Below are 24,465 nucleotides of genomic sequence, written 5' to 3' on the forward strand. Positions count from 1 at the left end.
TTCCGTTTTAGTTGACCAATTGATTAAAAGCGGTGGCCGCTCAGTCCTTCGCCTGCAGCTCACCGTTCCGCGGGAACCACCAGAGGGGCCACTTCGACTGGTACTTCGGGGAGTCCGGCTCCGGGACCTCCCAGTCGTCCGTGTAGAACCAGACCGGGTCGTTGATCTCGTTGAGTTGGAGCATGGGGACCGTCTGGTTAGTGATCCACGCGAGCTGATCGGTGAGCTCGGTCGCTCTCTCCTCGTCCTGTGCGACGAGCAACTCGTCCATCAGACCGCGCGGATCGACCGACTGGAGGTCGCCATCGGGTTCGCCCATCGGCGGAGCCTCGAGGTTCTCGGGGTCGAGGTTCATGAACTCCGTGTCGATGTTGTAGTACATGTCGAAGACGTAGTACGGACTGGATCGCTGGAGCGTCCATCCCGTCGACGCCACCTTGAAGTTCGCCGCGGTGTAGTGGTCGGCCCAGTACGCAGACGCCTCGATCCGCTGCAGTTCGGCACCGATACCTTCGTTCGTGAGATTATCGACGATCGTCTCGTAGACCGGATGCCAATCGGTATATCCCGCAGGGACCTTGATCGTCAGTTCGAACGGGTCACCGTTGGGACGGTACCACGTACCGTCGTCCTTCTGGTACCCTTCGTTGCGGAGCAGTCGTCGACCGCGCTCCGGATCGTCGTAGCGGTAGAGCTGTTCGGCCATCTCGTCGGAGACCTTGTCCTCCCATCGGTTGGTCTGTTCGTTCTGGCCGTCGATGTTTCCGACGAGCCCGCTCGGCGCCTCGACCGGCTGTCCGAGCCGGCCGTAGTTGTCCGCGCAGGCCTGCCTGTCGATGAACTCGCTGACGGCCTGTCGAACCCGGATGTTACTGAAGTCGTCGTCCTCGTGGTTGAAGGGAAGCGAGTGCCCCCACAGCGCGGGGAGTTGCGCGTTCAGGAGGTCGTCGGGTGCCTGCTCGAAGACCGTTTCGGGTGCGGAGAAATTCCGAATTCCGTCGACTTCGCCGCCGAGTAGCACGCTCGCGGTGTCGGTCGAAACCTTGTGGAGCTCCCAGTTCTCCCAGTTGATGTTGTCCGCGTCGGGGTGGTGTTCGTACAGGGTCATCTTGAGGTGGCGGTTGTCCCGCTCCTCGAACTGGAAGGGACCGTTCCCCTTCACCTTCGACTCGTCGAACGAGTCGTTACGGAGGTCACTCCGGATGTCGCTGATCTCGTCGTCGCTCGTCGCGTCCTCCCACCGCTCGACGTAGTCCTTGTACAGTCGGAACGGCGTCTCGAGCCAGTAGTAGTTCAGTCCGTCCCGGAACAGTTGCTCGTTGATCGTTCCGTCGAGGGTGAGTTCGACGGACTTGTCACCGACCCGCTCGATGTCCGTCCAGAGAGTCGAGATCGTGTCACCGATGATCGCGTCGGTGACGAGTTTCGTGTAGAGGTCGTCGGCGTCGACCGGATCTCCCGGGTCACCGTTGTGCCACGTGAGACCGTCCCGAACCTTCAGAACGGCAGTCTCGCCCTCGAACTCCTCGATGGAGACCGCGTACGACTCGAACGAGCTGTCGTTGATGAAGTACCGCTGGAGCTGGTCGCTCTGCATCGCGTGCGAGAACGGGTTCTGCAGATTGAGATGGTTGAACTGATAGTTCGTCGGATCCACCGTTATCGGCTCGACGAACGTGTTTGTCTCCCCCGATGTGCCCCCGAGACAACCGGCCATTGCCATCGCGCCTCCCATCGCTGTGCCGCGAAGGAGGTGTCTTCGAGAGATCGCTTGCCGGTTCGACTTACCCAATTTTCCCTTGCCATGTGATGGCATAGGAACCCATTCATATTACGAGATAAAAAACATTATGGAGAGACAGTGGGATTGACATATCTATATCTAAATTACTACGAGGTGTCTAATCGTACTCTATCGTGTAACAAAATATAAGGAATTAATTTTCCAATCTCCGGGGTATGAATACGATGTGTGGGGTCTCCTCACAGACAATACTCCCTAAACCGCGCCTGTAGCGCCTCTCGGTGCTAATTAGCTGATCTGGTCCGATAGTAATAACGGATCGGATCGGTCACTCTATCTGCGTACCGTTCTGTATATCTACATAGGAACCATCCAGAAATAGTGTAGCGTTCATCGTATTGCTAGTCGCGAACGACTCCTCGTCGCGTCAGGCCCAGAGTGACGTAACTGTAGGCGTTTCGAGCGACCTCGCCCCTTATCCCACTCGATCCGGCAACTCTCTCGAAAGATAGTGCGATGAACGGTACCACTGATCGTCCTGAGAGAGTGAATTATAACCCTAGCGAGGTCTACGCGGGCGCACGGTTCGATCGAATCGGCGCGGCCTGGAAGCGGTAGTTCGAGCGGTCTCGTCGAAAACACGAGTCTCGTTCTGTATGCTTACACTCGTATTCCCTCTTCAGCGAACACAGCCATCAATCGGGGGCCGACGGCGGTCAACCACAGTACCTTCGGGGTCGAACGGCTCTCCGCGAAGTCGACGACGGGAATTCTCGTCCGGGTATCGTAGTCACTGCAAGTCACTGTGCACTCGAGCACGACGGCTGCGCCGATCGGCGTGCAAATCGTTTCAGTTGGTACTATCGGTCGCTCGAGGCGCGATGCGTTTCGGGACCGCCGGCCTCGCGTTCGTTCGCGACTGCCGATCGTTGCCGACCGTTCTGGTCAACGAGCGAATCGGCGGGATCGAACGATCGTATCGGTAACTCACCGAATCCGGTACGTCGCAGAACAAAACATCTTTGACCGCATGCTCATAGGTCGATAACGCACGTGACCCGGGTCCCGAATCCGTTCCGCCTGGTAATTCTCTATATCGGTCTCGCGCTCGCGCGCGCCGGACTCATCGACCGCGACCGCGCCGTCCAGACGACCGCCCTCGCGTGGCCGCGGATCGTTACCGGGATCGCGCGGATGTCGAAAAACGCAGTCGACGTGGCGATGGTCGGTGTGGCAGTCGGCACCGCCGCCGTCGCCGGCGTCGGGTTCGCGGGACCGTTCTGGGGACTCGCCTTCGCGATCGGCGGCGGCGTCGCCGGCGGCGCGATCGCGCTCGTCTCACAGCGATACGGCGCGGACGCCACCGACGAACTGGGGCTCGCCGTCCGCTCGAGTACACTGCTCATCGTGGTGCTGAGCGTTCCGATCACGGTCGTGTTCTGGTTCGTTCCCCACGAGCTTATTTCCGTACTGAGCAGCAACGAACGGGCGATCGAGTACGGGGCGACGTACCTGCAGGTCGTCGGCTTCGGAATCCCCTTCGCGGGGCTGAACCTCGTCGGAAGCCGGACGCTCGTCGGCGCCGACGACTCCTACATCGCGATGCAGGTTCGGGCCGGCGGCGCCCTCGCTAACATCGGTCTGAACGCCGTGTTCATCTTCGGATTCGGCTGGGGCGTCGCCGGCGCGGCGCTCGGGACGGTCCTCTCGAACGTCGTCGTGACGGCGACGTTCGCGATCGGGATCAGCCGCGGTCGCTTCCCCGGCATCGGCGAGTTTCCCGTTCAGGTGGATCCGCTGGGGACGTATCTCGATCCCGGGACGGTCCGCGATCTGATCGAGATCGGACTTCCGATCGGCGCCCGGAACCTCGTCTGGACCGTCGCCGAGTTCCCGATGCTCTCCATCCTCGATATCTTCGGGGAGAACACCGTCGCCGCGTTCGTCATTGCCCGCCGCATCTGGGGCATAATGAACGCGCCCGGCTGGGGGTTCGGACTCGCTTCGTCCAGTCTGGTGGGCCAGGCGCTCGGACGAAATGACGAGGTGACGGCCGAAGCGTACGGACGCGACATCATCCGATTCGCGGTGGCGACGTACGCCCTCTCCGCGATCCTCATCGCGCTGTTCGCCGAACAGATCGTCGTGTTGTTCGCGAGCGATCCGACGAGCCCGGAGATTCCGATCGCCGTCGACCTCATCTACGCCGCCTGTGCCGCGGTCGTCTTTCAGGGCGTCTCCGGCGCCGCTGCCGGCCCGCTCGACGCGAGCGGCGACACGCGAATTCCGTTTGCCAGCCAGTTCCTCGGGATGTTCTTCGGCTCGATCCCGCTCGCGTACCTCGGCGCGACGACCGCGCTCGGATACTGGGGGCTGTACCTCGCGTTCGTCGCCGAGACGACGATTCCCGCCGCGATCAACTACTGGCGGTTCCGGACCGACAAGTGGAAATCCATCAGCGAAGCGTACCGGCCCGACGCCGCGGTTGGCGACGACTGAGACGCGACAGCATCGGTCGGTCGCGCCCGTTGGAACCGGTCTTCCAGCCGCGTCGGCCGGAACGAATCGCGAGGGAACGGTTCTCGGGCGATCTGTGGCACGCGCGGCGAAATCCTCTCGTCTCGAGTAAACGCACCGGGCGTCGACAGCGAGGACGAACGATTCTGTGCTCCAGTCGATCGAGGACGTAACGCCGGTTCTCGATCCTATCGACGGCGGTTTCCGGGGTTAGCTGACGCTACTGCGAAAGATAATGTCATCGGGTAACAAAAGACACGGGCAGTACACTTATTGGGATAACTGATCAAAGCGAGGGCATGGATAACGCACTCGTCGTCATCGATGACACGGACGCCCACCGAGAACTGCTCGCGGAAGCCGGCCGACTCGCTCACGATACGGGCGCGACGCTGACCGTGCTCGCGTGGATCACGCCGGAGCAGGTCAACGAGACGGCGGATAACCTGGAGGTAATCGAGCAGATGGAGGGGACGTCGTACAGCGAGCCCGATTCGAAGTCCACCGCGGAGCAGTTCGCACAACAGGTCGCCGAGGACGTGTTCGACTCGTTCGACGAGCCGATCGAGTACACTACCGACGGAATCGTCGTCGAGGAGAGCGAGCGCGCCGACGAGGTCATCGCCTCCGCGGAGGAACTCGGCAGCGACCACCTCTTCGTCGTCGGCCGGCGCCGATCGCCGACCGGGAAAGCGCTGTTCGGCGACTTCGCCCAGCGCATCCTGCTCAACTTCGACGGCACCGTGACGATCAAAATGGACTGACCGCTCGCAAATCCTGCTTTTCCGCCGAAAACGCGCGGATCGTTCGGAATTCTTCGCGACGCTTCGGGATCGTTCGAACTCGTTCGGAACCGTCGAAAATCTCGAGCGCGGGTCGTCGGATTACTGGATCGAGATTCCAGCGACCGTCGACGCCGGCAGCTCGGCGATCAGGGTGTCGCTGTCGACCGACACGTCGAGTTCCTCGGCGGCGAACTCGTCGGCGTTGTCTGCGTCGACTTCCAGGTCGGGCTCTTGATCCGCGAACAGCAGTTCGCCCTCGATAGTCGCCGAGTCGAGGTCGACGCCCTCGAGGGCGACTTCGATCGTCTTCTCCTCGCGGCAGTCGAGGTTCGTGACGGTAACGTAGGTCTCGTCGTCGTCGACCGACGCGGACGCGCCGACGAGCGGCAGTTCGCTGTCCTCGTCGTCGTCGAGTTCGCGCGTCGGCGTGTCGACCGACGTCTGCACGGCCTCGCTACCCTTGTGCGGCGCGTACAGATCGAAGACGCGGTAGGTGGGACGCGCCCAGGCCTCGTCCTCGTCGGTCTCGATGAGACACTGCAGGACGTTGACCGTCTGCGCGATGTTCGTCATCGTCAGAACGTCGCTGTGGTGGTTGAAGACGTCTAGAACGGCCGCCGCGGAGAGCGCGTCGAGGACGGTCCCCGGCTGCTCGAGCCCGTTGTCGGCCGTCGCCTCGGGATGCCAGGTCCCCCACTCGTCGATGATGACGCCGATGTCGCGGGTCGTCGCGACGGCGTTGATCGCGCCGGCCATCCGCTCGATGTGGCGTTCCATCTCGAGGGCTTCGACGAGCATGCGGTCGTACTGGTCCTCGTCGGCCTCGTCGACGTTCATCCCGCGGCCGTAGTAGTGGTGCAGCGTGAGGTGGTCGAGCGGGAACTCCACGCCCCACCGGGACTGGTTGATCTCCTCGAGGAAGCGGCGGTTCCACTCGTGACCCTCGAAGCCGCAGGCGATGAGTTCGATGTCGTGGTCGAACATCAGGTTCGACTGGGTGCCGACGTAGGTGGCGTACCGGCGGTACTCGCGAGCGTACTGTTCGGGCGACATCTGACCGCCACAGCCCCAGTTCTCGTTACCGAGGCCCCAGTACTTGACGCCGTAGGGTTCCTCGTGACCGTTATCGCGTCGTCGGTCGGCGAGCTCGGTGTCGCCGTCGTAGTTGCAGTACTCGACCCAGTTGGCAGCCTCCTGCGGGGTGCCGGAACCGACGTTGGCCGCGAGGTACGGCTCCGTGTCGATTCGCTCGCAGAGTTGCAGGAACTCGTCGGTGCCGAAGGCGTTGGACTCCTCGGGGAGGTCCTCGGGGCCCTGCGCCCAGAAGAGGTTCCGTCGCCGCGGTCGCTCCTCCTGGGGACCGACGCCGTCTTCCCAGTGGTAGTCGTCGGCGAAACAGCCGCCGGGCCAGCGAAGAACGGGAATCTCGAGATCGGAAAGGAGCTCGACGACGTCCTCCCGGAATCCGTTCTCCTCGGAGCTGTCACTGGTCCAGAGTCCCTCGTAGACGCACCGTCCGAGGTGTTCGGAGAAGTGACCGTGAACCTCGGGGGCGATGCGGTCGATATCCGCTGCAGTATGAACCGTAATCCGTGCGTTAGCCATCCACACTCCTCTTTCCGACAAAGTGTTATAAGTTCCTCGGTTTATGTCACGCTAACCCGGTAAAACCCACAGTGCGGGGAGACCGACCGGTGGCTGAAGCCCGCGAGTAGAGGCCGCGATGGCCGGTCGTGACTGCGCCGTCGTCCGGTGTGACGAGAGACGAACGGGAGGGTCGCGACGAAGCGGGCGACGATCCGGTTTCCGGCCGATTGAAATCGTCACGGAGTACCAACCTATTTGACGGATCAGGTTCGAGAATCACCGAGACAGTGTCCAACAGAGAACACCGATTGGAGGGGTATCGTGACGCAGTCGAATGGCCGCTAGTCCGTCTCTTCGTCCGATTCAGTCGGCAGCGTCGCCACTGGTTCTCGATCGGACTCCTCGCCGGCCTGTTCGAGCGGATCGCGTCGTTGATCCCGCCGTTCGTGCTGGGCGTCGCCATCGACGCCGTGTTCAACCAGACGACGGCGTACGACTTGCCGCTCGTCCCGAACGGCATCGTTCCCTCGACGACGGAGGGACAGCTCTGGTTCTCGTTTGCGCTGATCTTCGGGTGTTACGTACTCACGGCGCTGCTGGCGACGGTGCGGATGCTTTCCGTCGACTACTTCTCCCACCACCTGATGCACGTCGTTCGCACGTCGACCTACGACAAGATGCAGCAACTGGACGTTCGCTTCTTCGACGGCCACGAGAAGGGCGAACTCATGAGCATCCTGAACAACGACATCTCCAACTTCGAGCAGTTCTTCGACGACGCGCTCACGAGGGCGGTTCGGATCGGGACGGTCCTCCTGGGAATCACCGGAATTCTCGTCTACCTGAACTGGCAACTCGCCGTCGTGACGCTGGGAGCGGTCCCCGTGCTCACCGCGTTCACGCTGTGGTTCATGCGTCGGGTCGAGCCGGTCTACGACCGGATCCGATCGAGCGTCGGCGGCATGAACACCCGCCTCGAGAACAATCTCGGCGGGATCCACCTCATCAAGACGATGACGACGGAGTCCTACGAGTCCGACCGCGTCGGGGACGTCTCCTACCGCTACTTCGATACGAACTGGGAGCGGATCAAGCTCAACACGATGTACCATCCGGGGAGTAACTTCATCACGAACGCGTCGTTCGCGGCGACGTTCATCATCGGCGGCTACTGGGTCGTCATCGGGCCGCCGCCGCTGTTCAGCGGGACGCTCACCGTCGGCTCGCTCGTCACCTTCCTGTTCATGAGCCAGCGGTTCACCGGCCCGCTCAAGCAGATCGCGGTCATCATCGAGCAGTACGAGAACGCGCGCGCGTCCGGCAAACGCGTCGTCGGCCTCATGGACATGCCCGTCGCCATCGAGGACCGCGAGGACGCGACGGCGCTGTCCGACGTCGGCGGCCGCGTCGAGTACGACGACGTGAGCTTCGCCTACGATCCCGACGAGGAGTACGTCCTCGAGGACATCTCGTTCGAGGTCGATCCGGGAGAGACGGTCGCGTTCGTCGGCCCGACCGGCGCGGGCAAGTCCACAGTGGTCCGCCTCCTCATGCGAATGTACGAGACCGACGAGGGGGAGGTCCGGATCGACGGCCACGACGTCCGCGACGTGACGCTGTCGAGTCTCCGGGACGCGATCGGCTACGTCAGTCAGGAGAACTACCTCTTCGGCGGCACCGTCAGGGAGAACATCGCGTACGGGACCTTCGACGCGACCGACGAAGCGGTCGTCGCGGCCGCCGAGGCCGCGCAGGCCCACACGTTCATCGAGGAGCTTCCGGACGGCTACGACACCGAGGTCGGCGAGGAAGGCGTCAAGCTCTCGGGCGGCCAGCGCCAGCGGATCGCGCTCGCGCGTATCATCCTCTCGGATCCGGAGATCCTCGTCCTGGACGAGGCGACCAGCGACGTCGACACCGAGACGGAGATGCTCATCCAGCGCTCGATCGAGGAGATCACCGCCGACAGGACGACGTTCGTCATCGCCCACCGGCTGTCGACGGTTCGCGACGCCGACACCATCCTCGTCCTCGACGACGGGGAGATCGTCGAGCGGGGGAGCCACGGCGCGTTGCTCGAGCGGGACGGTCTCTACGCGAACCTCTGGAAGGTGCAGGCGGGCGAGATCAACGAGCTCCCGGAAACGTTCGTGGAGCGCATCACGCAGAACAACTGACTCGGTCTACGGACTGGACCGCGGACGGTCTCTGCTCTGCCAGCGTTTCGTCGACGCGGTCGCTGGGTTCAACGGCGCCACGCCGGTCGCCCCTATCGATCGGTCGCGTTCGCTCCCGTCAGCGCCAGTTCAGCACGGTCGCAATCGCCTCGTCGGCGTCGCCGACCGGCGAGAACTCGCAGCCGACGTAGCCGTCGTACCCCGCCTCATCGATCGCCGCGAAGACGGTCTCGTAGTCGAGTTCGCCGGTGCCTGGTTCGTGCCGTCCGGGAACGTCGGCGACGTGAATGTGGCCGATTCGGTCGACGTTCTCCGTGATCGCTCGAACGACGTCTCCCTCAGTGATCTGCTGATGGTAGACGTCGTACAGCAGCCGAACGTTCGGCGAGTCGACCGCGTCGACGATCTCGAGCCCCTCGGCGGACGTCTCGAGGTAGTTGCCGGGGTGATCGACCGCCGTATTCAACGGTTCCAGCGCGATCGTTACGTCCGCCGCTTCGGCGTCGAGTGCGACCCGCGAGAGGACGTCGACGATCGCGCCGCGCTGGGTCGCCCGATCCAGTCCCTCCTGATCCGGTCCGCTCGTCGCGATGAGCGTGGGAATGCCGAGGTCGGCCGCCGTCTCGATCGACTCGCGGATCGTCTCGACGGCGTCGTCGGTTGCCTCGGGATCGGTGAGCGTCCCGTCCGCGACGCAGCCGGCGATCGGAATCTCGGCTTCGGCGGCGGCGCGCTCGAGCCGCTCGAGGTCCTTCCCGCGCCAGTCCCAGAACTCGACGGCGTCGGCGCCCGCCGCGGCGGCCCGTGCGATCCGCTCGTGGAACGGCTCGTCGTCGTACACCAGCTCCACGCAGACGGAGACCGCCGGCATTTACTCGCCCGCCCTCGCCGCGGCGTGGTGATACGCCATCGGGTAGCCGTCTTCGTCGGGACCGTCGGGACTGTCGGGGTCGGTTTCGGTTCCGGTGGCGGTGCCGATCACGGTGACTCGATGGAACATATGCCCTGATACCGGGGGACACTGTATAACAATTGTCACCGGTAGTCCACGTCGGTTCGGGCTCGGCAGTTCGAACGGGAAGATCGGATACCGCTACGACCGAATCCAGACTCTCATCGCTCCCGGCTCGCGGTTGTCCCACGCGTAGTACGGGACCGCCGTGAACTCGGTTCGTTCTCGAGCCGTTTCGTCGGCCGGCCGGTACAGTCGGCCGTCCCAACCCGCCCGGTCCGGCACGCTCGCTTCGCCCTCGATGACCGTGACGCCCTCGAGTAGGTCCGGTCGGTGCGTCGTCGAGGTGGGCGACGGATCCTCGTACTGGTGGAGCGGCCGGTCGTTGTCGATCGCCTCGAGGCAGTAGACGAGCGGCCCGCGTTTGAGGGCGACGCGACCGGCGTCGGCCGCCACGTCAGGATGGGCTTCCAGCCGCGTGACCGTCTGCTCGAAGGTCAGCTCGATCCGGTCGTCGTCCCACACCCGTTCGATCTCGAGGTAGCCCTCGGACGGCGTCTCGACCGACTCGCCGTTTACCGTCACCGTCGACGACTCGGCCCACTCCGGGATGCGGAGTCGGAGCGGCACCGACGCCCCGTCGGCGTCGACGTCGACGGTCACCTCGCCCGACCACGGGAGGGAGCTGTCCTGCGATAGCTCGACGGTCGCGCCGTCGACCGCCGTCGTGACGCTACTGCCGAGGTACTGATTGACGTAGATCGCCGAGTCCCGCTGGCTGTAGACGTATTCGCCCAGCGACGCGAGCAGCCGGGCCGCGTTCGGCGGACAGCACGCGCAGGTGAACCAACCCTTTCGGTGGTGGTCGCCGTCGCTCTCGAGGGGATTCTCGTAGAAGAACTCGGTCCCGTCCAGCGAGACGCCGGCGAGGAAGCCGTTGTACAGCGTCCGCTCGATGAGGTCGGCGTACTTCGCCTCGCCGGAGAGTTCGAACAGCCGCTGGTTCCAGTAGACGCTCCCGATCGCGGCGCAGGTCTCGGCGTAGGCGTCGTTCCTGAGGTCGTAGTCCGTCGTGAACCCCTCGTGGGCTTCCTCGGGACCGAGCCCGCCGGTGACGTACATCCGCTTTGTCGTCATGTTCGTCCAGAGGCGCTCGAGGGACTCGATCAACTCGTCTTCGCCCGTCTCGATGGCGAGGTCCGTCGCGGCCGCGAACAGGTACATCGCCCTGACGGAGTGGCCTTCGACGGTCTCCTGGTCCCGGAGCGGCTCGTGGGCCTGGGCGTACCGCCCGTCGTACGTTCCGTCCTCGTGGGTGAAGACGTCCCGTGCGGCAGGAATGATAGAACCGTCCTCGTACTCGCCGCCGCCGAGCGTCTCCGGATTGTCGATCTCCCACGCCAGTCGGTCGTCCTTCCCGCGGAGGTCGATGAAGTACTTCGCGAGCTCGAGATACCGCGTCTCGTCGGTGACCCGGTAGAGCTTCAGGAGCGCCAGTTCGATCTCCTCGTGGCCGGGAACGCCCTCGACCTCGTCGCCGAAGACGTCGTCGACAAGATCTGCGAAGTCGACCGCCACCTCGAGCAGCGTCTCCTTCTCCGTTGCACGGTAGTGGGCGACCGCGGCCTCAATCAGATGCCCGGCGCAGTAGAGTTCGTGCATCATGTGGAGGTTCGTCCACCGGTTCTCGGGTTCGACCAGCGAGAAGTACGTGTTCAGATAGCCGTCGGGCTGCTGTGCGTCGGCGATCAGCGAGATGACCCCGTCGACCTTCGCTTCCAGCTCCGGATCGTCGCGCTGGGCGAGCACGTACGAGGCGGCTTCGATCCACTTGTACGCGTCCGTGTCCTGAAACCACATCCCCTGAAAGTCGCCGGACTCCCCGGCGGCGACGCGCCGGAAGTTCTCGAGGGAGCCCGACTCCTCGAGTTGTTCGTACTGGTACTCGATCGTCACGTCCCTGTTTCGCTCCCGTCGCGGCGACCAAAATCCGTCGTCGATCGCGACTTCGGAGAGCGAAATCCCGTCCGTAACCGCATCTCGTGGACCCATGCGTGTAGTTCCCAATCGTTCGTATCGGCCAGTTGGTCATAAATGTTGGCGAAACGACGATGCGGTCGCGGAGAGCGCAACGCTGCGCGTAAGAGTCGGAACTCGAGGCGCTCGGGCAGTGACCGACGATAGTCTCGGGCGGGCACACGAGCGCCGATCGGTTGCGGGGCGCGATCGCATCCGTTCGCTCACGCTGGGCCCATACGGCGCAGCGAACCAGTGGGTGTGGCGCTATAGACGCACTCGTTCTGCCGTCGAGCCGAGACTAACGGTCATACGACCGTAACGTTCCGTAGCATACAATGCTATTCTCTATGTTTGAACAACCGTCTCTAAATCTGGACAAGTCGTGTTAACGGTTACCGAGACTCAATTCGAAACGGTGTGCCGCTATAGCGGCGAATAACGCAGTGTCTCTTCGTCACACACGGGTTCAGATACCGGAGAAGAACAGGTTTTACATACATACTATTGTAATATTCGCCAATTCGCCTCGACAATACGGCGTTCTGTATAGTGGAAGCCCCTTCTCTATTCCTAGCAGAGAGGGCACTCCTGGAGAACGGCATGCTGTCTGTTCCTGTATCGGCGATACCGACCGCTGCCGTTCAGTGATAGAGAAGATTCGCCGATCCCTTGAGAAAGCGGCGCGTCTCAACCAGAACAAAAATTATAGTGGTTCAATGCATAGGGAGACCATGGCAGAACCGAAACATCCGGTCCGGACGGTCGACAGAGCGATGGAGATCGTGGAGATCATTCAGGAACTCGACGGTGCGGGCGTCTCAGAGATCGCTGAGCAGGTCGATATCGGCAAGAGCGCGGTTCACAACCACCTGAACACGCTCGTGAACAGGGAGTACCTCGTCAAGGAGGGCGACGAGTACCAGATCGGTCTCTCGTTCCTCGGCCTCGGCGCGTACGCTCGAGACCGAACCCAGATCTACGAGACGGCGCGATCCGAGATCGACAAGCTCGCGAACGAAACCGGTGAGTTGGCGAACCTCCTCGTCGAGAAAAACGGGATGGGGATCTACCTCTATCAGGCGCAGGGCCAAAACGCCGTGGAGCTCGATACGCACGAGGGCAAGCAGGTCAGACTGCACTGCACCGGACTGGGCAAGTCAATCCTCGCCTTCCGACCCCGCGACGAAGTCACCGAGATTCTCGACAAGCACGGGATGCCCAAGATGACCGAGCAGACGATCACGGACCGCGACCAACTGTTCAACGAACTCGACCAGATCCGAGAGCAGAAGTACGCGGTCGACAACGAGGAGCGTCTCGCCGGCCTCTGCTGTGTCTCCGCGCCCATTACGAACGGCGAGGAACGGAGCATCGGCGCTATCAGCGTCGCCTGTCCAGTCCACCGGATCAGCGAGGAGCGGTTCTACGAGGAGCTCCCGGACGCCGTCCTCGGCACCGCGAACGTCATCGAACTCGAGCACAACTACTCCTAACTCCGTCTCCCGACCGTTCCTCGCCGGTCTTCCCGAATCGCCCGTCGAAACTGCTGCGCGGAGATATCTTCAAGTGATAGTGGCGACACGAACGGGGTATGACCCGACTCCAACGCGTCGCGGACACGCAACACGACACGGGCGAAGGACCGCTGTGGCATCCCGACGAGGACTGCCTGTACTGGGTCGATATCCCGGCGGGCGAACTGTACCGGTACGATCCGGACGCTGAAACGCACGCGCTCGCGTACGAAACCGACGGCGACCAGCCGATCGGCGGCTTCACGATCCAGGCCGACGGCTCGCTGTTGCTCTTCCAGAACGGTCGAGTCAGTCGCTGGCAGCCGGGTTCGGAATCGGCGACGCTCGTCACCGAAGTCGACGCCGACACGCGCTTTAACGACGTCATCGCGGATCCCGAGGGGCGGGTCTTTTGCGGGACGATGCCCGGCGAGAACTCGCTGGGCGATCTCTATCGGCTCGACGTCGATGCCACCGTCACGACCGTCGTCGGGGACGTCGACATCGCGAACGGCATGGGCTTTACCGCCGACCTCGAGACGTTCTACTTCACCGAGTCGGAGGCCCACCGGATTTACGCGTTCGACTACGACCGGGAGACCGGCGCGCTCTCGAACCGACGGACGTTCGTCGAGACGCCCGACGACGACGGGGTTCCGGACGGGCTGACCGTCGACGAGGACGACTACGTCTGGTCGGCGCGGTGGAACGGCGGCCGCGCGGTTCGGTACGACCGATCCGGAGAACCGATCGCCGAGATCGCCGTTCCGGCACGAAAGGTGTCCTCAGTCACGTTCGCTGGCCCCGAATACGACGACCTGTACCTGACGACGGCGCTCGAGGGCGGCGATCGGGAGGAAGAAGGCGACGGTGCCGGCGCGCTCTTCCGAGCCACGGGGCTCGAGACCGGCGGCAGCGAGACGTTCCGTTCGCGAGTCAGGACGGAGTGAGAGCGGTCGCGCTGGCGGTCAGAACGCGCTGTCGGCGAAGCCGCCGTCGATCGTGACGATCTCGCCGGTCACGAACGAACTGGCGTCGCTGCCGAGGTAGATTGCCGCGCCGACGATCTCCTCGCGCTCGGCGACCCGTCCGAGCGGGGTCCGCTCGTCGATGCGCTCGCGCTTCTCGGTTCCTTCGGCGTACGTGTCCGCGTTCTGGGGCGTGATGACGAATCCCGGCGCGATCGCGTTGACTCTGATATCTGGTGCGAGTTCCTTCGCGGACGCGCGCGTGAAGGCTTCGACGCCGCCCTTGGCGGCGGTGTACGCCGGCAGGTTCGCCATCGAGAGTCGCGCCGTCAGCGAGGAGATGTTGATGATCGATCCGCCCTCCTCCATCGCCGGCGCGAAGGCCTGGGTCACCCGACGGACGCCGTCCAGCGCGACGTCGGTGACGAAGTCCCAGTCCTCGTCGGAGATGTCCCGAACCGACTCTCGGGAGATCGCTCCCTGCGACGCGACGACGATGTCGACGCCGCCGAGTTCGTCGACGGCCGTCTCGCGGACGGCCTCGAGCGAGTCAGTGTCGGTGACGTCGCAGGTGACCCGCGCCGTCTCGACGCCGCGGTCTTCGATCTCCGCCGCGGTTTCCTCGACTTTCTCCTCGCCGCGACTCGTCGCGATGACGTCGGCGCCCTCCTCGGCGAAGCCGAGGGCGATCGCCTGTCCGATTCCGCTCGTCCCGCCGATGACGACGGCTCGTTTGCCACTGACGGTCACTGGGCTGTGTTGGTAGTCGACCATACGGCAAGCGAGACCGTGCGCCCTCATTACGTTTACCCTCTCGAGCGGGGCCGAACGGCCGACCGCAGAAATGGGACGCCCAATCGCAATCGACGAGGGCTGTCGATCACATCCGTCAGTGATCCGTATCTGGGGCACCGGCGAGGGAGTGTTCAGATAGGCAATGTCCGACTGGAACGGAATGGACTCTCCACATTTTTCTCAAAAATACTTTTCCGTTCCGCTACCGTCATGCTCGAGCAACGCATGAGCAATACATCCCGATCGATAGAGACGGCTGTGTCGACGAAACTCGTCCAGCGCGTTGCGGCAGTCACGGATCAAACGGTGACTGAGTTACCGCCCTTATACGAGACGATCGATCCGGAGGCACTCGACGCCGTTATCGATTCGGCCGCGACGGACGAGTCGTCGCTGAAGGTCCAATTCACATATTCGGGCTGTCAAATCAGTGTCTCCGGAGCTGGAGCCGTCCGCATCGAACGGGATGGCTGTTAGTACCGGTCGAGGTTGTAGTGGCTGCTAGCCATCGGTAGTACACCCCGCTCCCAGCCGAACTCGTCACGGTTTCCGAATAGGGCTGTCGGCAAACCCCACAGAATTATAACTGCGGGCGAACGATGCGGTACCATGCGTGGATTAGCCAAGACCAGTCGCAGCCAGGGAGCCATGGAACTCATCGAGCGTGACCGTCCGGAGCCGGAACCGGACGAGGCGCTGATCGAAGTCGATTACGCGGGACTCTGTGGCAGCGATGCGGGTATTTACGAGTTCGAATCGGCGTTCGAGCGGATGGAACTGCCGACGGTCATCGGCCACGAGTACTCGGGTCGTGTCGTCGAGGTCGGCGACGCCGTGACGAAGTTCGCGGTCGGCGACCGGGTCGTCGAGCGGCCGATCCGCGGCTGTGGCGACTGCTACCAGTGCGAGATCGGCGAATCGAACGTCTGCCAGGACGCGGTCATCACGGGCGTAGACCACGACGGCGCCTACGAGCCCTATATCGCCGTCCCCGAGGATGCGCTCCACCCCGTCCCCGACAGCGTCGAACAGCAACACGCGGCGATGGTCGAACCGACCAGCATCGCTACCCGCGCCGTCATCCAGAACTCCCGCGTGCGCGCCGGTACGCGGGTCCTCGTCGAGGGACCCGGCCCGATCGGGCTCCTCACCGCCCAGGTCGCCCGCGCACAGGGCGGCGAGGTCGTCGTCAGCGGCGTCGGTCAGGACGCCGAGTACCGTCTTCCCCTCGCTGAGGAACTCGGGTTCGAGACGCTCAATATCGCTGACGACGATCTCGACGCCGTCCGCGACGAACTGACCGACGGCGTTGGCTACGACGTCGTCTTCGACACAACGGGCCACCCGTCGGGGCTGCCGTCGGCCGTCGACGAGGTCCGGAAGGGCGGCCAGATCGTCCTCATCGGACAGACCGGCGAGACGACGATGCCCTACTCACCGCTCGTCCGCTCGGAGATCGACCTGCAGTGTTCCTACGCGTCGAAGTACGAGGACTTCGAGAACGCGTTGCGCCTGATCGACACGGGCGACGTCGACGCCGAGACGTTCATCGACGATCGGTTCTCGCTGTTGGACGCCGACGAGGCCTTCGAGACGTTCGTCGGCGGCGGCACCTGCAAGCCCGTCTTCGACGTCTCGGTACTGCGCGACTGAGTACCACCGCGATTTTTCTCGTCGGACGCGATCGTCTGAGACGGAAGTTTTAGTAGTGCCTGTTGTAATCTACCACTGTAGATGGATTACAGACAGCTATCCGATCCAAACGCAGAGTATACGATGCGAGACCTCTCCGCGGAGACGATGGAGATTTCCAACTCCCGCGGGCCGCGCGACGTCGAGATTACGGACGTTCAGACGACCATCGTCGACGGCAACTACCCGTGGACGCTGGTCCGCGTCTACACCGACGCTGGACTCGTCGGCAACGGTGAATCCTACTGGGGCGCAGGCGAGCGAGAGATCATCGAGCGTATGGCGCCGTTCCTCGAGGGCGAGAACCCGCTCGACATCGACCGTCTCTACGAGCACCTCGTTCAGAAGCTCTCCGGCGAGGGATCGATCTCCGGCAAGGCGATCTCCGCGATCTCCGGCATCGAGCTCGCGCTCCACGACGTCGCCGGCAAGATCCTCGAGGTGCCGGCCTACCAGCTGCTCGGTGGCAAGTACCGCGACGAGATGCGGATGTACTGTGACTGCCACACCGAGGAGGAAGCCGACCCCGACGCCTGCGCCGACGAGGCCGAACGCGTCGTCGAGGACCTGGGGTACGACTCCCTGAAGTTCGACCTCGACGTTCCCTCGGGCCACGAGAAGGACCGCGCGAACCGTCACCTTCGGAACCCGGAGATCGAACACAAAGCCGAGATCGTCGAGAAGGTCACCGAGCGCGTCGGCGACCGCGCCGACGTCGCCTTCGACTGCCACTGGTCGTTCAGCGCCGGCAGCGCACACCGCCTCGCCGAGCGCTTAGAGGAGTACGACGTCTGGTGGCTCGAAGACCCGATCCCGCCGGAGAACCACGACGTCCAGGAGGAGGTCACCAAGCGGACCTCGACGCCGATCACGGTCGGCGAGAACGTCTACCGCAACCACGGCAACCGTCGCCTGCTCGAGAACCAGGCCGTCGACATTGTCGCGCCTGACGTCCCCCGCGTCGGCGGCATGCGCCAGACGAGGAAGATCGCCGACCTCGCGGACATGTACTACGTGCCGGTCGCGATGCACAACGTCTCCTCGCCGATCGGGACGATGGCGAGCATCCACGTCGGCGCGGCGATCCCGAACTCGCTGGCCGTCGAATACCACTCCTACGAACTCGGCTGGTGGTCGGATCTCGTCGAGGAGGACATCATCGAGAACGGCTACGCCGAAGTGCCGGAGAAGCCGGGCCTCGGCCTCACGCTCGACCTCGACGCCGTTGAGGAGCATCTGGCTGACGGCGCCGAGATGTTTGACGAGGCATAAGCTGACGTCAAGCTCGCAAATCTCTGATTTGCGTTGTTCGACGAAGCGTGAGCTTCGTCGGGCTCGCTGAGCCCTACTCAGCGGTCGGCTGACGCGGTACGAGCCGCCGTCGAACTCTCCGAGCGTTGTTCACGCTGTCCCATAGCAACATCGTGTCCGCAACGCTTCGATCCGGTGGGCCGAGAGAACGCGGGAACGGGACGAATCGAGGTGGTAGTCGAGAATCGACGACTCCCCGCCGACGGCGGCTTTTCCGCGACCTCTGACGTTTTCCGGCGCTTCGCAGACGTCTTCTATACAGCATGTAACTCGTTTCAGTGACTACGATAGCACTTGCTCGTTCGCTAGCGACTGCCTCGAGCGCGCTACGCTGTGTCGAGTCCGGTACGCGATCGGCTGATTACGCTGATCACGCGTTCGGCAACGACGGTACGGTAAAAAACGGCGAAAACGAGTCGGCGCTTACGCCAGCGGAAGGATCGTCGAGAACATGAGCGTGCTCAGCAGGCCGACGATCCCGATGAGGGTAGTCGCGACGGTCCACGTCTTCAGCGTCTCAGCTTGCGTGAGGCCGCCGATTTCCTTGACGATCCAGAAGCCGCTGTCGTTGTACCACGAACAGAACGACGCCCCGGCACCGATGGACATGACGAGGTACGCGGTGTTAACGTCGAGTCCGCTCGCTAGCGGCCCCATGATGCCGGCGGTCGTAACGATCGCGACCGTCGCCGACCCCTGAACGAGACGGACGCCCGCGGCGATCACCCACGCCGTCACGAGCAGTCCGAGACCGATCCCTTCCAGCCCGTTCGCGATGTACTCGCCGGCGCCGGCCGCCTGGAGCATCGCACCGAATGCGCCACCGGCGGCGGTGATGGCGGCGATGTTACCGCCGCTCTTGAGCGCGTCCGTGAGCTCGTCGGAGAACGTATCGCTGTCGAGATTGCTCATCCGGTAGTACGTGAACGCCGCCGCGAGTGCGGCCACCGTGAGCGCGAGGTTCGGGTCGCCGAAGAAGCCCGTGACGTCGCCCACCGACGCATCTTCCCCGAGGAGCGTCTGCGTGGTCGTGTCCGCAGTCACGAGGAGGACGGCGAGCAGAATCGGGAGGAGCGACTCGAACAATCCGGGGAGCTGACTCGTTTCGACCTCGTTTTGCTCCTCGAGTTCTTCGACCGTCGTCCCCATCGTGTCTCGGAGCGGGATCTCAATTCGCTTGTTGATCCAGTACCCGTAGCCCAGTCCCGAGATGAGCGCAGTCGGAAAACCGACGAGGACGCCGATCGCAATAGTGCTTCCTAGGTTGGCGCCCACCTCGTCGACGGCGAGCAGCGGGCCGGGGGTCGGCGGAACGAAGCCGTGCGTGACCACGCCGGCGGCGCCCATGGCGACGATGTACAGCGCGTAGTTCTTCCCCTTACGTGCGCGAGCGGACCGCGCTAACGGCGCGAGCAGGTAGAAGACGTTGTCGAAGAACACGGGAATGGACATGATGAAACTGCTGCCGAACAGCGAAATTTCCGTGTTATCTTCGCCGAAGACGCTCGTGAACGACCGAACGATCCGATTGGCGGCGCCGCTTTCGACCATCGCTTTGCCGATGATCGCCGCCATCAGGATGGGAATACCGATGCCGGCCATGTTGTTACCGAACGCCGTCGCGAACTCTCCGGGCACGTCGGCGAACGCGATCGCCGGCGCGACGATGCCGACCGTAAACCCGGCGACGACAAGCGAAACAAACGCCGGGAGGTCGAGGACGACCAGTAGCAGGAGGATCGCAACGATTCCTACGATAACTGCGACCAGTGGTTCGTGGCCACCGAGCTGTAATACCGTATTGTTTACCATCATAATACGGTCACTCATCATCCTTCTTTATCTTTTTGTGTGTTTCAGATTCAATTCGCTGTGACATTATCAGCGAACGTGAGCGAATTTCCGATAATAGAGCGACGGACGAGTGCACTCACGGCGGTCGTGGTCGATCACGCGGGATCATCTCCGAGTGGCTACGATAGCAGTGGACTCGAGGAGGCGGTAGAACGATCCGTCGTCGCGATTGGCGGTCAGTATGCAGCCCTCGCAGCGTCACCGTTCGATCGGCGAAATGCGGTTCAGTCGGTGCTACGGCACTGATTCGAAGAAAAAATCGGTACCGCACGTCGAACCCGTTCGCAGCCGACGTCGGTCGCAAGTTGAATCGTTCGACCGCCAATACATCGATCCACGCGGATGACGCGGCGTTGCGCCTCGTCAGCCCGTCAGTAGTTGTCGTAGACCGTCTTGCTGATCTGGTAGAAGTCCAGTCCGGCGTCGCCCTGCTCGCGGTAGGTCTCGCTCGAGGAGTCCTTCATGCCGCCGAAGGGGACGTGCAGTTCGAGACCGGTGGTCTTCTCGTTGATCTTGACGACGCCCGCTTCGACCTCCTCGACGAAGCGGTTCGCCTCGGTGTGGTCGTCCGTGACGACGCTGGCCGAGAGGCCGAAGTCGACGTCGTTGGCGACCTCGACGCCCTCGTCGAAGTCGCTCACGGGGATCACTGCGAGGACCGGCCCGAAGACCTCCTCCTGTGCGAGGCGCATGTCGTTGTCCACGTCGGAGAAGACGGCGGGCTCGACGAAGTAGCCCTCGCGGTCGAGTTCGTTCCCGCCGCACTCGAGGGTCGCGCCCTCGTCTTCGGCGATGTCGACGTACTCGAGGGTGCTCTCGAGTTCGGACTCGCTGACGTGGGGGCCCATACCGGGGTCGTCCAGCCCGTGGCCGTGGTCGATGGCCTCGGCTCGCTCGACGATCGCCTCGACGAACTCGTCGTAGACGTCCTCGTGAACGATCGCGCGAGACGCGGCCGTACATGCTTGCCCGGTGACGCCGAACGCGCCCGCAGAGACGATGTCGGCCGCTTCCTCGACGTCCGCGCTGTCGGTGACGAGGGTGGGGTTCTTGCCACCCATCTCCAGCTGGACGCGCTTGCCGTCCTCGGTCGCGGTGTCGTAGACCGCGTTCCCGACCTGCGTGCTGCCGGTGAAGGAGACGGCGTCGACCGCGGAGTGGCCGGCGATCGCGTCCCCGACCGTGCTCCCGGGACCGGTGACGACGTTGATGACGCCGTCGGGGAGGCCGGCCTCCTCGAGGGCGGACGCCATCTCGTGGACGACGCCGGGCGCCAGCGTCGCCGGCTTGATGACGATGGTGTTACCCGCGGCCAGCGCGGGCGCGATCTTCCAGGCCGGGATGGCGATGGGGTAGTTCCACGGCGTGATCAGACCGGCGACGCCGAGCGGTTCGTTCTTCGTGTAGAGGTTCGTGTTGCGGGCGCTGGAGCTTTTGACCGTGCCGCCGAGATCGCTGGCCTTGGCGCCGTAGTAGTGGAAGATGTCGATCGCGCGCTGTACCTCGCCGGCGGCCTCGCTCCAGGTCTTGCCCTCCTCGCGGACGAGCAGTTCGGTGAGGTCGTCCTTGCGCTGGGCGAGCAGCGAGCCGGTCTCGGTGAGGATGCGGCCGCGCTCGGGGCCGGGGGTCGTTCCCCAGTCGTCGCTCGCCGCGTCGGCGGCCTCGATGGCCTGTTCCGTGTCCTCGGCATCGGACTGGGGATAGGTCGCGACGACTTCCTCCGGGCTCGCCGGATCGGTCGTTTCGAACGTTTCGCCGGTGTGTGATTCGGTCCACTCGCCGTTGACGTAATTCAGGCGGTCGTCAGGCATACACCTGTAGTTCGGACTATGGTCTGATAACGTTTTGTGATTCGACGAGAGCCGTCCCGACATCTGCCACGGACGGGAGTTTTATTACCAAGAAGCAACTTTGACTGCTCATGCGGTATCATCGCCTTCCCGATGGAGACGGGTATAGACTGATTGCCGACGATGGAGACGCTGCCTACGATCTGACGGCGGTTAAACCTCGTCTCGACGAATTTACTGAACTCGCCGCGGCGGCGAACGTCGCCGATACGGACGTCGACGAGCTCGCGGAAACGCTCGTAGAAACCGCGCCGACGGTCGACCGCGAGGCCTTAGACGACAGCGCGCTGCCGATCGTCCCCGACGAGGTCTGGGCGGCCGGCGTCACCTACGAGATCAGCGAGGAAGCCCGCGAGGCCGAAAGCGGCATGCCGGAGATGTACGTGCAGGTCTACGAGGCCGAGCGGCCGGAGATCTTCTTCAAGGCGACGCCGAGTCGAACCGTCGGGCCCGACGAACCGGTCGGCATCCGCGCGGACTCGGCCTGGGACGTCCCCGAACCGGAGCTGGGGATCGTCCTCTACGACGGCGAGATCGTCGGCTACACGATCGGCAATGACATGAGCAGCCGCTCGATCGAGGGCGAGAACCCGCTCTACCTCCCGCAGGCGAAGGTATACGACAAGTGCTGTTCGATCGGCCCCTGCGTCGCGTCGGCCGAAAGCGTCGGCGACCCCCACGAGCTGACGATGACGATGGAGATCAGCCGCGACGGGGAGACGCTCTACGAGGGCGAAACCTCGACCGGCGAGATGGACCGCTCCTGCGAGGAACTCGTCGAGTACTGGTGCGATCACAACTCCGTCCCGCAGAACGGCGTTCTCCTCACCGGAACGTCGCTCGTCCCGGACGACGGGTTCACGCTCCGTCCGGACGACGAGGTGCGCATCGAGATCGACCAGATCGGCGAACTCGTGAACACAGTCGTTGAAGTATGAGCCGTCGTGAGGAACCGTCAGCGAGACGAATTCACGGAATTCGACCGCTGCGGAAGAGCCCACGCGTATAAGCGATAGCGAACGTCGTTTTAACCAATGGCAGACATCACTTTCATCGGAGCCGGGAGTGTCGTGTTCGCGAAGAACCTGATGACGGATATCTTTTCGTTCGAGCGCCTGCGAGACAGCACGATCACGCTGATGGATATCGATCCGCAGCGGTTGGATCGGGCCGCCGAGATCGGCGAGGCCATCGTCGATTCCCACGATCTCCCGGGGGAGATCCGCGCGACGACCGATAGGCGCGAGGCCCTCGAGGGCACTGACTACGTCTTCAACATGATCAACGTCGGCGGCGAAGCGCCGTTCGAGAACGAGATCCGAATTCCCGAGGAGTACGGGGTCAAGCAGGCTGTCGGCGACACGCTCGGTCCCGGCGGCGTCTTCCGGGCGCTGCGAACCGCCCCGACGGTGCTCGATATCGCCCGCGATATGGAGGAACTGTGTCCCGACGCGCTCCTGTTGAACTACACGAACCCGATGGCGATCCTCTGTTGGGCGGTCGACGAGGCGACCGATATCGACGTGGTGGGACTCTGTCACAGCGTCCAGCACACGACCGCGGCCATCGGCCGGTATCTCGACGTCCCCAGCGAAGAGCTCCAGCACTGGGTCGCCGGCATCAACCACATGGCGTGGTACCTCGAGCTAGAACACGACGGTCAGGACTGTTACCCGGCCCTGCGCGACGCCGCGGACGATCCCGACGTCTACGCGCAGGATCCGGTCCGGTTCGACGTGATGGACCACTTCGGGGCGTTCATCACGGAATCGAGCCACCACCTGAGCGAGTACCTCCCGTACTTCCGGACGGACCAGGACGTCATCGACGACCTGACCCCCGAGGAAGACTTTGGCCACTACACGATCGAGTGGATGCCGACGGGACGGTATCTCGAACACTGGCGCTCCTACCAGCCGGATCTCGAGGGCGAGGTCGAGATCACCGAGGACGACGTCTCGCTCGAGCGCTCTCCCGAGTACGGCTCTCGGATCGTCCACTCGATCGAGACGGACGAGGTGCGGCGCATGAATCTCAACGTTCGGAACGACACCGGCGCGATTTCGAACCTTCCGGACGACTCGTGCGTCGAGGTGCCGTGTCTGATCGACGGACGGGGGATTCACCCCTGTTCCGTCGGTGACCTGCCGTCCCAGCTCGCGGCGCTGAACCGGACGAATATCGGCGTTCAGGAACGCGCGGTGACCGCGATACTCGAGCAAGACGAAACCGCGCTTCGCCAGGCGGTGAAACTCGATCCGCTCACCGCGGCCGAACTCGATCTCGAGACGATTGACGAGATGGTCGACGACCTGCTGGCCGTGAACGCCGAGTATCTGCCCGAACTGGACTGACGCTCCCGAACGACATCGCTTCTCGACCACTGTTCTCCGCAAAACGCGGACTCGTTGCGATGGCGATAGCGAGCGCTGACTCGACGTGATGGTCTGCTCCGGAGCGTTCACCGCGAAATTGAGCCGCCAGTAGATCACGGGAGCAATTCGCACTGCACGACCGAGTGGCTGCCGACGGGACGGTAACACTCATTACGGCCAACCCGAGTCTAGTACAAAATGCACGCTCGACGAGGGTTCGACGGGACGGCGAATCGGTCGAGCCACTGGAGCGACCGACGGCAGTCGAGTAACCGCCGGCTGAGCGGCCAGTCAACGGCTCGCGTCGCAGGCGACGGGACGATTG

The 24,465-nt window shown here is 63.4% G+C and carries 18 protein-coding genes; 10 read left to right on the forward strand and 8 right to left on the reverse strand.

All coding sequences use genetic code 11. The annotated features are described in order from the left end of the window. Positions 1 to 40: 40 nt before the first annotated feature. Positions 41 to 1,723 (reverse strand): ABC transporter substrate-binding protein, encoded by a 1,683-nt coding sequence (locus tag HTUR_RS21860; protein ID WP_226377560.1) that lies wholly within the window; start codon positions 1,721 to 1,723, stop codon positions 41 to 43. Between the two features lie 1,074 nt (positions 1,724 to 2,797). Between HTUR_RS21860 and HTUR_RS21865 the strand changes: the two genes are divergently transcribed. Both HTUR_RS21865 and HTUR_RS21870 read left to right on the forward strand, forming a co-directional pair. Continuing rightward, positions 2,798 to 4,243, forward strand: a complete 1,446-nt coding sequence (locus HTUR_RS21865) for an MATE family efflux transporter (protein WP_012945523.1) — start codon at positions 2,798 to 2,800, stop codon at positions 4,241 to 4,243. A 317-nt stretch (positions 4,244 to 4,560) separates the two neighbouring features. Further along, positions 4,561 to 5,025 carry a universal stress protein gene (locus HTUR_RS21870; RefSeq protein WP_012945524.1) on the forward strand — a complete coding sequence of 155 codons (465 nt, stop codon included), beginning with the start codon at positions 4,561 to 4,563 and terminating at the stop codon, positions 5,023 to 5,025. Positions 5,026 to 5,145: 120 nt separating this feature from the next. Here HTUR_RS21870 and HTUR_RS21875 read toward each other — a convergent pair whose 3' ends face one another. Further along, positions 5,146 to 6,651 carry an alpha-N-arabinofuranosidase gene (locus tag HTUR_RS21875; RefSeq protein ID WP_012945525.1) on the reverse strand — a complete coding sequence of 502 codons (1,506 nt, stop codon included), beginning with the start codon at positions 6,649 to 6,651 and terminating at the stop codon, positions 5,146 to 5,148. 269 nt (positions 6,652 to 6,920) lie between these two features. Here HTUR_RS21875 and HTUR_RS21880 point away from each other — a divergent pair, with 269 nt between their 5' ends. Next, complete coding sequence (locus tag HTUR_RS21880) at positions 6,921 to 8,810, forward strand: ABC transporter ATP-binding protein (RefSeq protein ID WP_012945526.1); 1,890 nt, start codon at positions 6,921 to 6,923, stop codon at positions 8,808 to 8,810. Between the two features lie 118 nt (positions 8,811 to 8,928). Here HTUR_RS21880 and HTUR_RS21885 read toward each other — a convergent pair whose 3' ends face one another. From HTUR_RS21885 to HTUR_RS21890, 3 genes are all read right to left on the reverse strand, one after another. Further along, on the reverse strand, positions 8,929 to 9,681 hold the full coding sequence (locus HTUR_RS21885) for a hydroxypyruvate isomerase family protein (protein WP_012945527.1): 753 nt from the start codon (positions 9,679 to 9,681) through the stop codon (positions 8,929 to 8,931). Beyond that, positions 9,682 to 9,810, reverse strand: coding sequence for a hypothetical protein (locus tag HTUR_RS28495; RefSeq protein ID WP_012945528.1), 129 nt, complete (start codon positions 9,808 to 9,810; stop codon positions 9,682 to 9,684). A gap of 93 nt (positions 9,811 to 9,903) precedes the next feature. Further along, the gene (locus HTUR_RS21890; RefSeq protein ID WP_012945529.1) at positions 9,904 to 11,814 is read right to left on the reverse strand and encodes a glycoside hydrolase family 127 protein; all 1,911 of its coding nucleotides are present in this window, start codon (positions 11,812 to 11,814) and stop codon (positions 9,904 to 9,906) included. A 698-nt stretch (positions 11,815 to 12,512) separates the two neighbouring features. On the opposite strand from HTUR_RS21890, the gene HTUR_RS21895 reads away from it, so the two are divergent. Further along, the gene (locus tag HTUR_RS21895; RefSeq protein ID WP_008895716.1) at positions 12,513 to 13,274 is read left to right on the forward strand and encodes an IclR family transcriptional regulator; all 762 of its coding nucleotides are present in this window, start codon (positions 12,513 to 12,515) and stop codon (positions 13,272 to 13,274) included. Positions 13,275 to 13,372: 98 nt separating this feature from the next. Continuing rightward, positions 13,373 to 14,245, forward strand: a complete 873-nt coding sequence (locus HTUR_RS21900) for an SMP-30/gluconolactonase/LRE family protein (protein ID WP_012945531.1) — start codon at positions 13,373 to 13,375, stop codon at positions 14,243 to 14,245. 18 nt (positions 14,246 to 14,263) lie between these two features. Here HTUR_RS21900 and HTUR_RS21905 read toward each other — a convergent pair whose 3' ends face one another. Then, positions 14,264 to 15,037 carry an SDR family NAD(P)-dependent oxidoreductase gene (locus HTUR_RS21905; protein ID WP_012945532.1) on the reverse strand — a complete coding sequence of 258 codons (774 nt, stop codon included), beginning with the start codon at positions 15,035 to 15,037 and terminating at the stop codon, positions 14,264 to 14,266. Positions 15,038 to 15,268: 231 nt separating this feature from the next. Between HTUR_RS21905 and HTUR_RS21910 the strand changes: the two genes are divergently transcribed. From HTUR_RS21910 to HTUR_RS21920, 3 genes are all read left to right on the forward strand, one after another. Further along, a complete protein-coding gene (locus HTUR_RS21910; protein ID WP_012945533.1) occupies positions 15,269 to 15,535 on the forward strand; it encodes a HalOD1 output domain-containing protein in 267 nt (88 codons plus the stop codon). A 132-nt stretch (positions 15,536 to 15,667) separates the two neighbouring features. Continuing rightward, on the forward strand, positions 15,668 to 16,711 hold the full coding sequence (locus HTUR_RS21915) for a zinc-dependent alcohol dehydrogenase (protein WP_012945534.1): 1,044 nt from the start codon (positions 15,668 to 15,670) through the stop codon (positions 16,709 to 16,711). An 81-nt stretch (positions 16,712 to 16,792) separates the two neighbouring features. After that, on the forward strand, positions 16,793 to 18,022 hold the full coding sequence (locus HTUR_RS21920; RefSeq protein ID WP_012945535.1) for a mandelate racemase/muconate lactonizing enzyme family protein: 1,230 nt from the start codon (positions 16,793 to 16,795) through the stop codon (positions 18,020 to 18,022). A 462-nt stretch (positions 18,023 to 18,484) separates the two neighbouring features. On the opposite strand, the gene HTUR_RS21925 is transcribed toward HTUR_RS21920, so the two are convergent. Continuing rightward, positions 18,485 to 19,876, reverse strand: coding sequence for a GntP family permease (locus tag HTUR_RS21925; protein WP_049942034.1), 1,392 nt, complete (start codon positions 19,874 to 19,876; stop codon positions 18,485 to 18,487). Between the two features lie 410 nt (positions 19,877 to 20,286). Continuing rightward, a complete protein-coding gene (gene xacF / locus HTUR_RS21930; RefSeq protein ID WP_012945537.1) occupies positions 20,287 to 21,726 on the reverse strand; it encodes a 2,5-dioxovalerate dehydrogenase in 1,440 nt (479 codons plus the stop codon). A gap of 110 nt (positions 21,727 to 21,836) precedes the next feature. Here xacF and HTUR_RS21935 point away from each other — a divergent pair, with 110 nt between their 5' ends. After that, a complete protein-coding gene (locus HTUR_RS21935) occupies positions 21,837 to 22,703 on the forward strand; it encodes a fumarylacetoacetate hydrolase family protein (protein ID WP_012945538.1) in 867 nt (288 codons plus the stop codon). Between the two features lie 96 nt (positions 22,704 to 22,799). Next, positions 22,800 to 24,119: an alpha-galactosidase gene (melA, locus tag HTUR_RS21940; RefSeq protein ID WP_012945539.1), complete on the forward strand. Its 1,320-nt coding sequence runs from the start codon at positions 22,800 to 22,802 to the stop codon at positions 24,117 to 24,119. Positions 24,120 to 24,465: the final 346 nt, after the last annotated feature.

The sequence above is a fragment of the Haloterrigena turkmenica DSM 5511 genome (genome assembly GCF_000025325.1).
GTDB lineage: Archaea > Halobacteriota > Halobacteria > Halobacteriales > Natrialbaceae > Haloterrigena > Haloterrigena turkmenica.

Bases quoted from the DNA above. Each gene is read 5' to 3' on its own strand.
- HTUR_RS21860 (WP_226377560.1), bottom strand. From the start codon at position 1,723: ATGGCAATGGCCGGTTGTCTCGGGGGCACATCGGGGGAGACAAACACG.
- HTUR_RS21870 (WP_012945524.1), top strand. From the start codon at position 4,561: ATGGATAACGCACTCGTCGTCATCGATGACACGGACGCCCACCGAGAA.
- HTUR_RS21875 (WP_012945525.1), bottom strand. From the start codon at position 6,651: ATGGCTAACGCACGGATTACGGTTCATACTGCAGCGGATATCGACCGC.
- HTUR_RS21885 (WP_012945527.1), bottom strand. From the start codon at position 9,681: ATGCCGGCGGTCTCCGTCTGCGTGGAGCTGGTGTACGACGACGAGCCG.
- HTUR_RS28495 (WP_012945528.1), bottom strand. From the start codon at position 9,810: ATGTTCCATCGAGTCACCGTGATCGGCACCGCCACCGGAACCGAAACC.
- HTUR_RS21890 (WP_012945529.1), bottom strand. From the start codon at position 11,814: ATGGGTCCACGAGATGCGGTTACGGACGGGATTTCGCTCTCCGAAGTC.
- HTUR_RS21895 (WP_008895716.1), top strand. From the start codon at position 12,513: ATGGCAGAACCGAAACATCCGGTCCGGACGGTCGACAGAGCGATGGAG.
- HTUR_RS21900 (WP_012945531.1), top strand. From the start codon at position 13,373: ATGACCCGACTCCAACGCGTCGCGGACACGCAACACGACACGGGCGAA.
- HTUR_RS21905 (WP_012945532.1), bottom strand. From the start codon at position 15,037: ATGGTCGACTACCAACACAGCCCAGTGACCGTCAGTGGCAAACGAGCC.
- HTUR_RS21910 (WP_012945533.1), top strand. From the start codon at position 15,269: ATGCTCGAGCAACGCATGAGCAATACATCCCGATCGATAGAGACGGCT.
- HTUR_RS21915 (WP_012945534.1), top strand. From the start codon at position 15,668: ATGCGTGGATTAGCCAAGACCAGTCGCAGCCAGGGAGCCATGGAACTC.
- HTUR_RS21920 (WP_012945535.1), top strand. From the start codon at position 16,793: ATGGATTACAGACAGCTATCCGATCCAAACGCAGAGTATACGATGCGA.
- HTUR_RS21925 (WP_049942034.1), bottom strand. From the start codon at position 19,876: ATGATGGTAAACAATACGGTATTACAGCTCGGTGGCCACGAACCACTG.
- xacF (WP_012945537.1), bottom strand. From the start codon at position 21,726: ATGCCTGACGACCGCCTGAATTACGTCAACGGCGAGTGGACCGAATCA.
- HTUR_RS21935 (WP_012945538.1), top strand. From the start codon at position 21,837: ATGCGGTATCATCGCCTTCCCGATGGAGACGGGTATAGACTGATTGCC.
- melA (WP_012945539.1), top strand. From the start codon at position 22,800: ATGGCAGACATCACTTTCATCGGAGCCGGGAGTGTCGTGTTCGCGAAG.